Raw genomic sequence first — 13,924 nt, forward strand, 5'->3', positions numbered from 1 at the left:
TATGGACGGATTTCCCCGGATTTTCGTCCATAACTTCGAGTTCGGCGGGGGCAGGAGTGGAGCCTGCGGAACGACCCGGGCAGGTCTAGGTTGCGGCGGTTTTCTTTCCCGCCAGGCCGCGCCAGGCCAGGTTCTCCAATAGGTCCGCTGCGGCGTCGACCTCGATTTCGCCGCCCGCCACTCGGTCGGCCACGGCCTCGCCTGCCCCGACCAGGGCGACGGCCATCAGCCCGAAATTCTGCGACTGCTCCGGATCTCTCGTGCTCATGGCGAGCAAGCCGGCCGTCAGCTCGATCAGCCGATCCCGACTGCTCTGCACCTGCGAGGCGAACGCCTGCTGGCCGATCGCCTGACGGTAGAGCACCATCCACGATTTCCGGTTCTCGCCGACGAATCCCAGGAAGCCGATCAGCGCTTTGCGCAACTGCTCGCGCGGCGTCAGCGTCGGGTCCGCAGCAGGAGTCAGGGCCTCGACGAATTTGACGCCCTCGCGATGAATACACGCCGCGAACAACTCGTCCTTCGACCCGTAGTACAGATAGAGCATCGGCTTGGAGATGGCCGCCTTCTTGGCGATCGAATCCATCGACGTCTCGTGAAAGCCGTTGTCGGAGAACACATCCACCGCCGCGTCGAGCATCTGCTGCTCGCGGACGGCGCGGGGCAATCTCTTGGTGCCGCCAGCCATGGACCCTCCAATACGTACGAAGTACTAGACGTTACTCCACAGTAAGGTCCAGTACCGCACAATCAGGCCCCGCACGCCCCCTTGAACCGAGCAACCGTCGCCGCAGCCTCGTCCAACTGAGCCGCGTCGAGGCGGCCCGTCGCCACCGCGTCTTCGAGATTGTCCAACACCGCAGGCACCTGATCGGTGGTGAGCCACAGCGCCACATCGGCTCCCGCAACCAACGCCGCCTCGACCGCGTCGACGATCCCGAGCCTTGCCGTGATCGCCGCCATGCCGCTGAGGTCGTCGGTGAAGATCGGGCCGTCGAACGGTGCGGCACCGTATCCGACGCCGTCGCGCAACAACTCCATCGTCGCCGGGCTGATACTCGCCGGCACACCCGGCTCGGTCAGTCCCGGCACATCGAGATGCCCGACCATGACGCCGACGCCGGTGTTGTTCAACGCCGCGAACGGCAACAGATCCTTGGCCTTCAACTCGTCGAGCGACGGCGTCGTCACCGCACCGGTGTGCGAGTCGCCCGATCCCGAACCGTGCCCGGGAAAATGCTTGATGACGGGCTTGACGCCCGCGTCTTCCAGACCTCGCGCGTACGCACCCGCGTACTCGATGACGACCTGCGGATCGTCGGAGAACGACCGATCGCCGATGACGGAATCATCGGGCTGAGCGCTCACGTCGACCACCGGAGCGAAGTCGACGGTGACACCGAGATCCTTCAACCCCTGGCCGCGCGTCAACGCCGCCTGATAGGCCTCGTCCACCGTCATCGTCTGGGCCAACACTCGCGCCGACGGCGCCTCTCCCAACAGATCCGCCACTCGCGAGACCCGCCCACCCTCCTCGTCGATCGTGATCATCGGAGCCACCGCGGAGGCGTCGAGCACCTGCGGTACCTCCCGATTTCCGAGCATCGACTCGTCGGTCCAACTCCCGACGAACAGGCCACCGACCTGCTCGGTGGACATGATCTGCACCGCATCGGCAGTTCCGGTGACTCCGACGGTGAGCAACTGCGCCAGTCGCTGACGCTCGGTGAGGCCGTCGACGAACGTCACGCACTCGTCGACGGGTGGCAGCGGTTGCGGGACCGTCGTCTCGGCTGCCGTCGTCGTCGAGGCAGGTGGTGCCGTCTGCGTCGACGCGACCTGCGTGGACTCACTCGAACACGAGACCAACAAGCCGACACCGACCGTCATCACCGCAGCGGACCGAACCGAAAACCGAAGTCGCATGGAATACGACGGTAGCCGAGACGGGGGGTGTTCCTTGCGCGCCCCGGGTCCGGATCAATGTGGCTTTGTTGCACTCCGACCGACTGAAACCCACATTGATCCGGGGAGGGGTGGGGGTAATCTGGACGAACGCGACATGAGGAGGACCTCGAACCATGACCGCAGACCTCATACTCATTGCCTACGACGGCTCCGACAATGCCAAACGCGCCATCGACTATGCCGGACGCTTTCTCACCACCTCACGCGCGATCGTCGTCACCGCGTGGGAGCCGATGGTGCGTCAGGCCGCGCGAATGTCCGGCCTCTCCGGCGTCATGCAGCCCGAATGGGTGCCCGACGACGAGGCCGAGGACGTTGCGCTCACCGACGCGAAGGTGACCAACAGCGAAGGCGTCGCGCTGGCCGAGGCCGCGGGCCTGAAGGTGGAGGGCCAGTGCACCGAATGCACCACCGCCATCTGGAGCGCGATCGTGGAGAAGGCCGACGAGATGAACGTCGACATCATCGTCACCGGCACGAGGGGCACCACTGGTCTTCGTGCGCTGCTCCAGAGTTCGGTGGCCGAGCACGTGCTGCGACACAGCCATCGACCCGTCCTTATCGTTCCCCCCGGCAAGTAACGCGTCCACCGGCCTGTCCTGCAGGTACGAGTGATACCGTGATGCCCGCGCGAGGGTCCACCTCGCCCGCTTCCTTCCTGAGCCGACTGACTGGAGAACCGAGATGAAGTTTGCTGTCCCGGGTGTCATTGCCGCCGTCGTCGGAGCCGTACTGGGTGCGGGCGTCGTCTTCGGAGTCACTGCCGCTGCAGCCGACAACTCTCGTCCGGATATCGATCGCTCCGGAAACGCCGACTCGTCCTTGCTGAACCAGGTTGAGTACGGCAGCCGCTGACGCTGGTCGCTTTCGTGAATCGATGATCTCGGCCGAGCCGCTCGGCCGTAAATGGCTTTTCGGCGTCTCGATTCTGGCGTTCATCCTCACTTTTCTTCAGGTCCCCGGCTTCACCGTCGCCGACACCAAATTCGACCTGGCTCAGAACCCTCTCGGATTTCTCGAACGCGCCTCCCATCAGTGGAACAGCGCAGCTCCGCTCGGCCAGGTGCAGAACCAGGCCTACGGCTACTTCTTTCCGCACGGTGCGTTCTTCGCCGGCGGCGACCTGCTGTCGATCCCGCCGTGGATCACTCAGCGCATCTGGTGGGCGCTGATGCTCATCGCCGGCTTCTGGGGAATCGTCCGACTCGCCGAAGCCCTCGGTATCGGCAGCCGCAGTTCCCGTCTGATCGCGGCGACTGCCTTCGTTCTCTCTCCACGAGTGATCACCACCCTCGCGTCGATCTCCTCGGAGACGATGCCGATGATGCTGGCACCGTGGGTGCTGATCCCGATGGTGCGGTATCTCGACTCCGACTCCGGGAAGCACACGGTGAGACGAGCGGCCGCGCAGTCGGCGGTCGCGGTCGCGTTGATGGGCGCAGTCAATGCCGTCGCCACCGCCGCCGCCGTTCTGGTGGCCGTGATCTGGATGTTGTCGCATCGGCCGAACAAGCGTTGGGTCGTCTTCGGTGCGTGGTGGTCGGGCTTTCTCGTACTCGCGACGCTGTGGTGGATCGTTCCACTGCTGTTGCTGGGCAAGGTCTCTCCACCGTTTCTCGATTACATCGAATCCTCCGGCACCACCACACAGTGGACGTCACTGACGGAAGTGCTGCGCGGCACCGGCAGTTGGACGCCGTTCGTCTCTCCCGAGCGAGTGGCCGGTGCCGTTCTGGTGACTCAGCCGGCGGCCGTCATCGCGACGGGTCTGATCGCGGCTGCTGGAATCGCGGGCCTGGCGATGCGCTCGATGCCCGCCCGCGGCCGATTGACGATCATGTTGTTCGTCGGTCTGGTCGGCCTCGGTGCCGGGTTCGTCGGCGAGCTGGACGGTCCGTTCGCGGGTGCCGTCCGGGTGTTCCTCGATTCGGCGGGCGCACCGCTGCGCAACATCCACAAGCTCGAGCCGGTCATTCGAATTCCGTTGGTGCTGGGCCTGGCTCACCTGTTGGCCCGAGTTCCGCTGCCGGGTTCCGCGCCGCGGACGCAGTGGCGATCGGCCGTCGCGCATCCCGAGAAAAATCCGATGATGGCAGTGACCGCGTTGATCCTCGTGGCCCTGACGCTGTCCACCTCGTTGGCATGGACGGGCAAGCTCGCGCCCCGAGGAGCGTACGAGGCCGTTCCGCAGTACTGGCACGACGCGGCGGACTGGCTCACCGAGAATGCCTCGGGATCCAGCCCGGACGGTTCCGACGCGCAGCGGGCCTTGATAGTGCCCGGCGCACCGTTCGCGCTGCAGACCTGGGGATTGACCCGAGACGAACCACTGCAGGCGTTGGCCACCACGCCCTGGGCCGTCCGCGACGCGGTACCGCTCACCCCGCCCGGTGCCATCCGCGCACTGGACTCCGTGCAACGACTGTTCGCCGACGGTCGGCCGTCGGCCGGGTTGGCCGATACCCTTCTGGGACAGGGCATCAGCTACGTCGTCGTGCGCAACGACCTCGATCCCGAGGACTCCCGATCCACCCGTCCCGCATCGGTGCACCAGGTGCTCGACGGTTCGCCGGGACTCGAGAAGGTGGCCGAGTTCGGTGAGGACGTGGCTCCGGGTCAGGTCGACGGCGTCGTGCTCGACGGTGATCTTCGACCGCCGTATCCGGCTGTGGAGATCTACGCGGTAGGTGATTCGGCAGGCATTCCCGCGTCCGGTCCCTACACCGTCGATCTCGATCGCGTCCCGGTGGTCCAGGGTGGTCCGGAGTCCATCCTGCGCTCGAACGAACTGCGGGAAAACGGGATTCGCAATCCTGTGCCGTCGGGCCCCACCCTGCTGGCCTCGGATGCAGCGGCGGCGGGCATCGCCGTGAACTCGGTGACGGTGACCGACACCCCGATGAACCGCGAGACGGACTTCGGTCAGGTCGACAATCACAGTTCTGCCCTACGGGCCGCCGACGAGCCGCGCCGTTCGCTCAACGAGGTATCCGATTACCCGGTGTACGGGGCCGAGACCGTGGACGCCGAGTGGGAGGGCGCGACCCTGACGGCGTCGAGCTCGGCGTCGGACGCAACGCAGATCGGCGGCAGCGCCCCGGGCAGCGGTGTCGCAGCGGCGGTGGACGGCGATCTGGCCACCAGCTGGATCAGCAACGGTATCGAACGTGCTGTGGGGCAATGGCTTCAGCTGGACTTCGATACTCCGGTGCGCGGCGGGCTGCTGCGCATGCGTACCAGCCCTGGGACGATCGGCGACCCGGTGAAGTGGGTGGAGATCACCACCCCGAACGGCTCGACCGCGGCGCGCGTCGACGAGCCGGGTGAGCCGATGACGGTGTCACTGCCTGGCGGTGAGACCCCGTGGCTGCGCATCACCGCGAAGTCGACGGTCGACGGAACCCGTGGCAGCCAGTTCGGCATCAGCGAGGTGTCGGTGGACGACTACTCCGACCGGGACAACCCGACGCAGGTACCGATCGTGCACCGCGCGGTACTGCCCGCGACTCCCGCCGGGGCGAGCGTCGACGCCTGGGAACTGGGCCAGGAATTCCCCGGCCGTTCCGGGTGCCTCGACACCGAGGATCGAATCCGTTGCAGCAGTGGACTGTCCAAGTCACCCGAGGAACTGGGCCGCTTCTCGCGCACGATCGACGTGCCGATGGGCACCGCCGTCATTCCGGACCTGACGGTGCGCACGCGTCAGTCCCCCGAACTCGAAGCGCTGCTGGCGCAGCCGGGGCGGCCGTTGGCCAGCGGCGCGTCGGACGTCGCCGATCTGCACGGTTCGGCGTTCGCCGCCACCGACGGTGATCCGCGCACGTCCTGGACCGCGCCGGAGAAGTCGATCACCGATCGAGCCGGAACCAACCCCACCCTGACCATCCAATTGCCTGCTCCCACACTGGTGGACGGGCTCGAACTCACCCCCAGCCTCGGCGAACTTCCGGCACACCCCACCCGGGTCGCGGTCAACCTCGGCAACGGCCCGATGGTGCGCGACGTCGACACCGACGGCTCGACGACCCTCGAGCTGGCACCCTTCGCGACCGACAGGATCGTGCTGTCGATCGTCGACTGGGACGGCGTCCTGGACCGAAACTCGTTGGGCTTCATCCAGTCTCAGCCTCCCGGCTTCGCCGAAGTGACACCGCTGTCCGGTGGTGAACCGATCGGCGCACCGTACGACGGCGATCGCCGGATCACCGTCGACTGCTTCGACGGCCCCATCGTCTCCATCGCCGGGCAAACGGTGCGCACGTCGGTGACGGCCACCGCGGACCAGTTCCGCTCCGGCGAGCCGCTGAAGGCGTCGGTGTGCGACGCCGACACCCCTTTGAACGAGAACTTCGTCAACCCGGTATCACTGCCCGAAGGACGCCAGGACGTGGTGGTGCAGCCGGGAGCATCGTTCTTCGTCGACGGTATTCGGTTGCGCACCATGCCCATTCCCGCCGATTGGCCGACGAGTTCGGCACCGCAGGCCGCGCGGACCACCGCCTGGAGCGCCGATCACCGCGAGGTGACGCTCACCTCCGCGACGGAGGATCGCTTGCTGGTGATTCCGGAAAGCAACAACAGTGGTTGGCGCGCAACAGCTCCCGGTGGCCTCGAGCTGTCCCCGGTAGTGGTCGACGGGTGGCAGCAGGCCTGGATCGTTCCGGCGGGGGCGTCGGGCACGGTCTCGCTGGATTTCGCCACCGACCGCTGGTACCGACTCGGCATCTTCGGTGGGCTTCTCCTACTGATCCCGTTGCTGTTCGCAGCGCTGCGTCGGCCACGAGGAGCGCGTGATGTCGGTCCGTCGCCGCGGCCGTGGCAGAGCGTTCCGGTCGCAGTCGTGGCGCTGCTGGGAGCAACGATCGTGTTGGCCGGAATCGCCGGTGTGGTCACCGTGGCCGTGATCGGCATCGTCGCGGTGTTCCTGGACCGCCGTTACGGTCGCACGGCGTCCTCACGTGTATTGGCCTGCACTGCAGGCGGACTCACGCTGCTGGCACCAGCGCTGCTCTCGCTCGGACCATGGCGATCTCCCGACGGCTACGTCGGCGGTTCCTACTGGGTGCAGCTGGCGTCCCTGATCGGAATCGTCGCGTTGGCGATCACGGCGATACGGAAGCCCTGACCGCTTTCTTGCGGGGGCCGAAGCGTCGTCGAGCAGGATCTTCCACCAGGGCGTAGCTCGCCGCTGCCACCGGAATCGACAGTGCGAGAGTCACCGGCAACACGAACCACATCCCACCGGAGAACGGGACAATGCCGAACACCGGGAACACGACGGCAAGCACAGCCAGATGCCAGATGAACAGTCCGTACGACCAGCGGCCCAGCGTCAGCATCACCGGATGCTCGAGGAAGCGATGCCGGCTCCCGTCCTCGGCGAGAATCAGCGGGGCGAGCATCGCGAAGGCCAGTATCGCGCCGAGCAGGATCTTGATCTCGAACTGCCAGGCCGCCGGACGCACCAAACCCTGCGGACCCGCCAGAGGAGTTGCCGACAAGGCGAACGCGGCAACCGCGATGGACGCCATGACACGTCGGCGACGAGCCAACCGATGCACCCAGGTCGTCGGCCCCACCGAGATCTCGGCGAGCAGCATCCCCGCCGCGAACCACGGGAAATAGCCGGGGAGCCAGTTGTCATGGTGAATGCCGTCGGGGGTCGACACCGGAACGAACGCCCACGACAGTGTCAGCACCGCAGCGCCCAGAATGACCGGGATACGGCGGGCGGCGGCCGCACCGCGCATACGCACCATCAACCAGGCGAACACCGGCAGCAGAAGATAGAAAGCGATCTCGACCGACAGCGACCACATCTGCGTCAAGCCCTGGGTCAGGGTCAGCGGCACGAACACCTGAGTGAACGACAGGTTCGCCAGCCACACGCGGTAGTCACCGCCGGCATCGGGAAGAAACAGCAGGATCAGCACCACGCCGACCCAGTAACCGGGCAGAATCCTCGCGAACCGCGAACGGAAATAGCGGCCGATCGGCTGGGCAGTCCCATGACCGCGAGCTGCCGCAGCGTGCGGACGCCACAGCAGGAATCCCGACAGCGAGAAGAAGATCGCCACAGTCAGGTCGAACCGTCCCCACACATGACCCAAGATCGGGGAGGTCGCGCCACCGGTCTGAAAGGCCACGTGGGTGACAACGATGCCGATACACGCGACGGCACGCATTCCCTCGAGTGACGGTACGAACCCACGAAGCGGGACAACGCTTGCCGAACGGGTCTGTGTGCTCATGGTGGCCTCAAGTGTGCCGTGTCGAACCGGCGCAGACGAGACCGGTGCCACTGTCGACTGTTACTGTCACCTGCGACGTGTCGTAATAAATCGGGCATCGGGTCGGGGTGAACGTGTTTCCCGCTCGCGGTGTCTTCCATGAAGCGGTCAACTAAGGAGATTCAGCATGGCGGAGCGCTCAGGGCCGAGCCGGATACTTGCCCTCGTACTCATCGGCTTGGGCGCGTTTCTGGTGGTCGCCGCCATTCTCATTCCCACATACACCATTTCGGCACTCGAGAAGACGCCGCTGGATCTCGAGGTGACCACTGTCTCCACCGGTGAGGGCAGCGTGCTCGATGCGACCTCCCTCGCCGCCGGCCGCGCAGTCGTCGACCAGAACGTTCCCCTCGTCTCGCAGCGATTCGTCACCGTCGAGGACCCCTCCGACGCCGACATCATGACGCTGCAAGCGGGCCAGACTCTGCGTCGCAGCGACAAGCAGGCCGACACCGGACTGCTGACCGCAAGCGTCGACCGCGTCACCATCGACCGCAAGACGTCCATGCCCGTCGAGAACCCGATCGGCACCATCCAGGTGGCCGGCAACGCGCCCGCCGAAGAGGTGGCCCACACCGGTCTGCAGTACAAGTTCCCGTTCAACTCGGAGCAGAAGAGCTACCCGTACTTCGACGTCAACGCGCGTGCGACCAAGGACATCGATTTCGTCGAGGCAACCGAGATCAACGGCACGCCGGTGTACCAGTACCAGCAGACCGTCGGCCCGGTCGACCTGTCGACCGTGGTGAACCTGCCGACCAACAAGGTCACCCTGCCCGCCGACACCTGGGGTGTCGAGGGTGGAGCCGCGCCGGTGACGATGACCCGCTGGTACGAGAACACCCGCACCCTGTGGGTCGAGCCCGAGACCGGCGTCGTCGTCAAGGGCGAGGAGCAGATTCACCAGTACTACGGACGTGAAGCGGGCAACGCCGAGGTCGACGTCCTCAACGCACCGATCACGTTCGACGAGAACACCGTCGAATACCAGATCCAGCAGGCCAAGGACGGCCAGGATCAACTCTCGCTCTTCGGCCGCACCGTCCCGATCATCGCCGGAATTCTCGGTGTCATCTCGCTGATCGCCGGAGTGTTCCTGCTCCTGCGCGGCGGCGGAAACGGCGGACATCGTCAGCCGGCCCGAACGGACAACACTCCGCGACCGACCCCCGGCGGCGGAACTGCACCCGCACCCGCGAGCAACCGCGACTGGACGACGGATCGCACGGAAGAGATTCCGAGGACGAACCTCAACAAGGAGTAAGTGCGCTACGCGCAGGAGTGGAGCCTGCGGAACGACGCAGATGAGCAGTGGCGTGGTTGAGTGCCTGTGGGGGGGCACGCAACCACGCCACTGGTCTATCTGGAGACGGGACCCAAACCAGCGATGCTCCCCGAATCGGTGCGGTCGTGTTGGCCGGGTCTCGTAGTCGACGGTCCGTTGTCCGGTGGTGTGCGGTTGACCTCGTTGTGGCCGAATGTCTTTGGTGCTGAAGCAGGATCTGCGATCAGGTTTTCAGGTCGACGGGCGATCCATGCGGTTTCCCCACAGCGCCAAACCACAGACCACCACCATGGTCACCGCGGCAGTCACTGCCGCGACGACGACGAACTGCGCGAGTGTCGACGCCACGAACAGCAACAGCAACACCTCGACACCGAGGGCGAACCAGGCGACGAGAGCGAGGTGGGTGTGCTCGCCCGCGATGGCCCACAGCAACGCGCTCTGCAGCACGGCCAGGCACGCGCCCTGCAGCACGAACAGCCAGACATATTCCTGCACACCGGAATACGTATCGCCCACCACCAACGGCAACAGCGGAGACGCCAGCGCACCACCGATCACCAGAACGGTACCGAGCCCCGCGACGACGGCCAACGCCGATCGCACCGCGGACGCAGAATGCAGCGGGTTCGCCATCCGCGGATACAGCACCACGCCGACAGCCTGCGGCAGCCAGAACGCCGCCTTGGACGCAACGGCCCCGACGGCGTACAGCCCGGCTTCGTTGGAGCTGAGCAGCGTGCGCGCCAGCACCAGATCCAACGCGGACATCGCGATCAACACCAACTGCACCTGCGACGCCTGCAGCACGGCCAGAACGGTGACCTTGGTTTCCGACACCGAGTTCACCGGTACCCCGGCCGTCCATCGCGCACCGAGTGCCACCACACCGATACCCGCGGCCGTGGCCAGCAGAACCGAACCGGGACCACCGCCGAGCACCAACACCAGCACCGCCGGTGCCACCTTGCCGAATCCTGCTGCGGCCAGCACGATACTCAGGGCTCCGAATCGCCCACGCCCCTGCAGCAAACCCTGCTCGGCAGCCAGCAGCACCAATACCGGCGCAGCGATGACCGCCGACACGGTCGCCGTCATCGAGACGTCCATGGCCGCGGACAGTGCGGGTGCCAGTGCCAGAGCAAGCACCCCCACCACCGCCGCACACCGGTACCCCACCGTTCGCAATTCGCGAGAACTGCGCCCGCGCACCACTTCACGCGCAACGACGGACTGCAACGCCAACGCCGGAACCGCGAGAACCAATTGCGCAGCAAGCAGACTCGCGAATTCTCCGTAGCCCTCGACGCCGAGCATCCGGCTCGCGAGCACCTGCAGCAGGTACGCCGCAACGTTCGCGAACATCGAACCGGCCGTCACCATCCCCATCCCGGCGACCGACGCACCCGCCGTGTGGTCTGCCTCGGACGAGGCGCGGAAAGACATGAGCCCACGGTATAGGGTGCCGATCATGGCGTGGTCGAGGTCGAGGTGGACACCGCCGCTCTACAGCCTGCTGCTCGCCGTGGTGATTGTCGGCCCGCTGCTCGACCCCGGCTACCTCCTGCTGCGCGACGCCGTCAGCACTCCCCGTTCCTACTTCACCGACTCCGCCTGGGGAATCGCCGACGCGGCCGCGCGGGCCGTCCCGCAGGACGCCGCGATCGCCGCGCTGTCGACGGTGTTCGACGGCGGACTCGTGGTCAAGACCATTCTGCTGCTCGCCCTGTGGCTGACCGGGTGGGGTGCGGCGGTCATGGCACGAACGGTACTGCCGACAGCCCCACTGCCCGCGCTGCTCGTGGCGTCGACGGTGGCCGTGTGGAACCCGTACGTCGCCGAGCGACTGCTGCAGGGACACTGGAGTCTGCTCGTCGGATACGCCACTCTGCCGTGGACGGTGGTCGCTGCACTCGCGGTCAGAGAGGGCCGTTCCTGGTGGGCACTCGCGGTCTGTCTCGCCGCCGCCGGGCTCACCCCCACCGGCGCGTTGCTCGCCGCGACCATTGCGCTGGTCGTCCTCGCCCTCCCCGGGGGTGCCCGACGCGGCCTGCGCGTGGTCGGCGCCCTCGGACTGGCGGCGGTGGCGTCGGCACCGTGGCTGGTGGCGACGGCGGTGTCAGGGAGTGGCGTCGAGCAGGCGGATCCGGCGGGTTGGGCGGCGTTCGCGGCGCGGGCCGAGCCGGGCTTGGGCACCCTCGGCAGCCTCGCCGGTCTGGGCGGAATCTGGAATTCCGATGCGGTACCCGCCTCTCGCACAGGGGCTTTCGCGTTCGTGGGCACGGCGCTGCTGCTGACCGTGGTCGCGTTCGGGGTGCGCCCGCTGATCAGGCGTCGAAGAAATCCGGTGATCCTGGGACTCGCTGTCGTCGCGTTGCTTGCCATCGCAGCGCCTGCGCTGGCAGCGACGGGACCAGGGTTGGCGATGGCCCGCGCGCTGGGCGAGACGGTGCCCGGTGCCGGTCTGCTCAGGGACTCACAGAAGTGGGTCGCGCTGGCGATGCCGATCTATGCGCTGGCGGCGGCGGCCGCGTTTTCTCCCCGTCGTCGACCGAATCGGGTGCAGCCAGCCGCGCTGAGCGCGGTCCAACGCACCCGATTCGGCAGTGCCGTGGCAATAGCGGCCCTGCTGATCGCACTACCCGACCTGGGCTGGGGCGTCGGGAACTCGATGCGGCCCGTGGTGTACCCGGAGTCCTGGCAGGCGGTCGCAGCCGAAGTGCAGAGCGGCGACGGCGATGTCGCGGTGCTACCGGCCGGGATGTTTCGCCTCTTTCCCTACAGCGGCAGTGCTCCCGTCCTCGATCCCGCGCCGCGCATGCTGCCACTGGATGTGTTGCAGACCGGCGAGCTCATCGTCGCGGGCGGCACGGTACGCGGTGAGGGAGTGCGCGCGACGGAGGTCCAGAATGCGCTGCTCGCAGGCGAACCCGTGGACGTCGTCGCAGAGCTGGGTGTCGGCTGGGTACTGGTGGAGAACACCACCCCCGGCGAACTCGGCGAATCCGCGCAAACGCTGAATTCACTGGACATCGCGTACTCCGACGACCAGCTCACGCTCTATCGAGTGCCCGATCCCGTGCTCACCGAGAGCAGGCCAGTGGCAGCCGTCGTCGTTGCCCACCTCGCATGGGCACTGCTACTTCTCGGCGGACTAGCGATAGGACTGCTGAGCCGAATCCGAGTGCTGCGCACCCACCAGACCTGACGACCACGTGCCACGCGTCGTGGCGGCGAGCACCGAGTACACACCGTCGGCGCACTGCTCCCAGGAGAACTCCCCCGCGCGCACTCGCGCCTTCTCGCCCAGGCGAGTTCGGGCTTCGGCGTCCTGCAGCAGCTCCGAGACGGCAGCGGTCAGACCGGAGACGTCTCGGTCCTCTTCACCATCCGAAAAGTCGCCCACCAGCACACCGGTGACGCCGTCGATGATGGAATCGGTGAGGCCCTTGGAACTTCGGTAGCCGACGGTCGGTACGCCGTGCTGCGCTGCCTCGACGACCGCGAGGCCCCAGCCTTCTTTACGCGAAGGCATCACGTGCACCCATGAGCGACCGAGCAGCGCGTGCTTGCGGTCCTCGTCCACGTGCCCGTGGAAGGTGACGTACTGCTCGATGCCCAGTTCGCTCACGTAATCGCGGAGGTTCTGCTCCCACCAGCCTCCGCCGATGACGTCGAGGTGGATATCGGGGATCCGTCCGCGCAGCGCAGCAACGGCGTCGAGCGCGTCCTCGATCTGCTTGTGCGGAACCAACCGGGACAGCACGGTCAGCGACGGGTGCGCGGTGCGGGTGCTCTCGTCACCCTCGGGCACAGACCTGGGAATCTCGTCGGCTCCGTTGCGCACCACGGCGATGCGCTCGCGGTCGACGCCCAGTGCGACCAACTCGTCCGCGGACGGCAACGACACCGTCAGGTACTGATTGCGGCGGTGGACTCGCGGAGACACCGTCGATTCGAGCCACCAGCCGAGCTTGGCCATCATCGGCCCCGCAACCGGCCACTGCTCCCGATGGCAGTGGTGCACCAGCAACGTCACCGGAACGCCGAAAGCAGCACGGGAGAAGAAGGGAATGCCGTTCTGGGTGTCGATCACCGCGTCGGGTGCGATGCCCTTGAGCGGGCCGAAACCGAGCCTTCCGGCCGCGATGGCGGCCAGCGCGCGGGGATACACCGACAGGCGTCCACCACCGCGACTGATGCGGATGCCGTCGACGATCTCCTCGGCGGGTGCTCCGGGATACGACGCCGTCCTCAGCGTGACGCGGACGCCGCGTCGAGCCAGACCTGCGCCCACCTGCTCGAGGTATCGCTCGCTGCCGCCGCCCTGCGGGTGCCCGGTATCGCGCCAGCACAGCAACAGAACCTCGCGCACAGCCCG

General features: G+C 66.7%; 10 protein-coding genes. 5 read left to right on the forward strand and 5 right to left on the reverse strand.

Annotated elements, in window-relative coordinates:
• Window positions 1-85 precede the first annotated feature (85 nt).
• Window positions 86-688, reverse strand: a complete 603-nt coding sequence (locus R3P95_RS22220) for a TetR/AcrR family transcriptional regulator (RefSeq protein WP_032377568.1) — start codon at window positions 686-688, stop codon at window positions 86-88.
• Window positions 689-750: 62 nt separating this feature from the next.
• Window positions 751-1,926, reverse strand: a complete 1,176-nt coding sequence (locus R3P95_RS22225) for a glycoside hydrolase family 3 N-terminal domain-containing protein (RefSeq protein WP_283347247.1) — start codon at window positions 1,924-1,926, stop codon at window positions 751-753.
• 155 nt (window positions 1,927-2,081) lie between these two features.
• On the opposite strand from R3P95_RS22225, the gene R3P95_RS22230 reads away from it, so the two are divergent.
• From R3P95_RS22230 to R3P95_RS22240, 3 genes are all read left to right on the forward strand, one after another.
• Window positions 2,082-2,549, forward strand: a complete 468-nt coding sequence (locus tag R3P95_RS22230; RefSeq protein ID WP_027495380.1) for a universal stress protein — start codon at window positions 2,082-2,084, stop codon at window positions 2,547-2,549.
• Window positions 2,550-2,652: 103 nt separating this feature from the next.
• A complete protein-coding gene (locus R3P95_RS22235; protein WP_082073827.1) occupies window positions 2,653-2,823 on the forward strand; it encodes a DUF2613 domain-containing protein in 171 nt (56 codons plus the stop codon).
• Between the two features lie 22 nt (window positions 2,824-2,845).
• Window positions 2,846-7,093 (forward strand): alpha-(1->3)-arabinofuranosyltransferase domain-containing protein, encoded by a 4,248-nt coding sequence (locus tag R3P95_RS22240; protein ID WP_394855455.1) that lies wholly within the window; start codon window positions 2,846-2,848, stop codon window positions 7,091-7,093.
• Here the strand turns inward: R3P95_RS22240 and R3P95_RS22245 are convergent.
• Entirely contained in the window at window positions 7,071-8,219 is a 1,149-nt protein-coding gene (locus R3P95_RS22245) for an acyltransferase family protein (RefSeq protein ID WP_283347246.1), read from the reverse strand. The two genes, R3P95_RS22240 and R3P95_RS22245, sit on opposite strands and share 23 nt — an antisense overlap.
• A gap of 166 nt (window positions 8,220-8,385) precedes the next feature.
• Here R3P95_RS22245 and R3P95_RS22250 point away from each other — a divergent pair, with 166 nt between their 5' ends.
• Window positions 8,386-9,522 carry a DUF3068 domain-containing protein gene (locus R3P95_RS22250; protein ID WP_149406979.1) on the forward strand — a complete coding sequence of 379 codons (1,137 nt, stop codon included), beginning with the start codon at window positions 8,386-8,388 and terminating at the stop codon, window positions 9,520-9,522.
• Between the two features lie 252 nt (window positions 9,523-9,774).
• On the opposite strand, the gene R3P95_RS22255 is transcribed toward R3P95_RS22250, so the two are convergent.
• A complete protein-coding gene (locus R3P95_RS22255) occupies window positions 9,775-10,989 on the reverse strand; it encodes an MATE family efflux transporter (RefSeq protein WP_283347245.1) in 1,215 nt (404 codons plus the stop codon).
• A gap of 25 nt (window positions 10,990-11,014) precedes the next feature.
• On the opposite strand from R3P95_RS22255, the gene R3P95_RS22260 reads away from it, so the two are divergent.
• The gene (locus R3P95_RS22260) at window positions 11,015-12,751 is read left to right on the forward strand and encodes a hypothetical protein (RefSeq protein WP_394855456.1); all 1,737 of its coding nucleotides are present in this window, start codon (window positions 11,015-11,017) and stop codon (window positions 12,749-12,751) included.
• Here the strand turns inward: R3P95_RS22260 and R3P95_RS22265 are convergent.
• Window positions 12,698-13,918 (reverse strand): glycosyltransferase family 4 protein, encoded by a 1,221-nt coding sequence (locus tag R3P95_RS22265; RefSeq protein ID WP_283347284.1) that lies wholly within the window; start codon window positions 13,916-13,918, stop codon window positions 12,698-12,700. The genes R3P95_RS22260 and R3P95_RS22265 overlap by 54 nt on opposite strands.
• Window positions 13,919-13,924: the final 6 nt, after the last annotated feature.

The sequence above is a fragment of the Rhodococcus cercidiphylli genome (assembly GCF_033042225.1).
GTDB lineage: Bacteria > Actinomycetota > Actinomycetes > Mycobacteriales > Mycobacteriaceae > Rhodococcoides.

What these genes read in the sequence shown, in the direction of transcription:
- R3P95_RS22220 (WP_032377568.1), bottom strand. Translation starts at nt 688, where the DNA reads ATGGCTGGCGGCACCAAGAGATTGCCCCGCGCCGTCCGCGAGCAGCAG.
- R3P95_RS22225 (WP_283347247.1), bottom strand. Translation starts at nt 1,926, where the DNA reads ATGCGACTTCGGTTTTCGGTTCGGTCCGCTGCGGTGATGACGGTCGGT.
- R3P95_RS22230 (WP_027495380.1), top strand. Translation starts at nt 2,082, where the DNA reads ATGACCGCAGACCTCATACTCATTGCCTACGACGGCTCCGACAATGCC.
- R3P95_RS22235 (WP_082073827.1), top strand. Translation starts at nt 2,653, where the DNA reads ATGAAGTTTGCTGTCCCGGGTGTCATTGCCGCCGTCGTCGGAGCCGTA.
- R3P95_RS22240 (WP_394855455.1), top strand. Translation starts at nt 2,846, where the DNA reads ATGATCTCGGCCGAGCCGCTCGGCCGTAAATGGCTTTTCGGCGTCTCG.
- R3P95_RS22245 (WP_283347246.1), bottom strand. Translation starts at nt 8,219, where the DNA reads ATGAGCACACAGACCCGTTCGGCAAGCGTTGTCCCGCTTCGTGGGTTC.
- R3P95_RS22250 (WP_149406979.1), top strand. Translation starts at nt 8,386, where the DNA reads ATGGCGGAGCGCTCAGGGCCGAGCCGGATACTTGCCCTCGTACTCATC.
- R3P95_RS22255 (WP_283347245.1), bottom strand. Translation starts at nt 10,989, where the DNA reads ATGTCTTTCCGCGCCTCGTCCGAGGCAGACCACACGGCGGGTGCGTCG.
- R3P95_RS22260 (WP_394855456.1), top strand. Translation starts at nt 11,015, where the DNA reads ATGGCGTGGTCGAGGTCGAGGTGGACACCGCCGCTCTACAGCCTGCTG.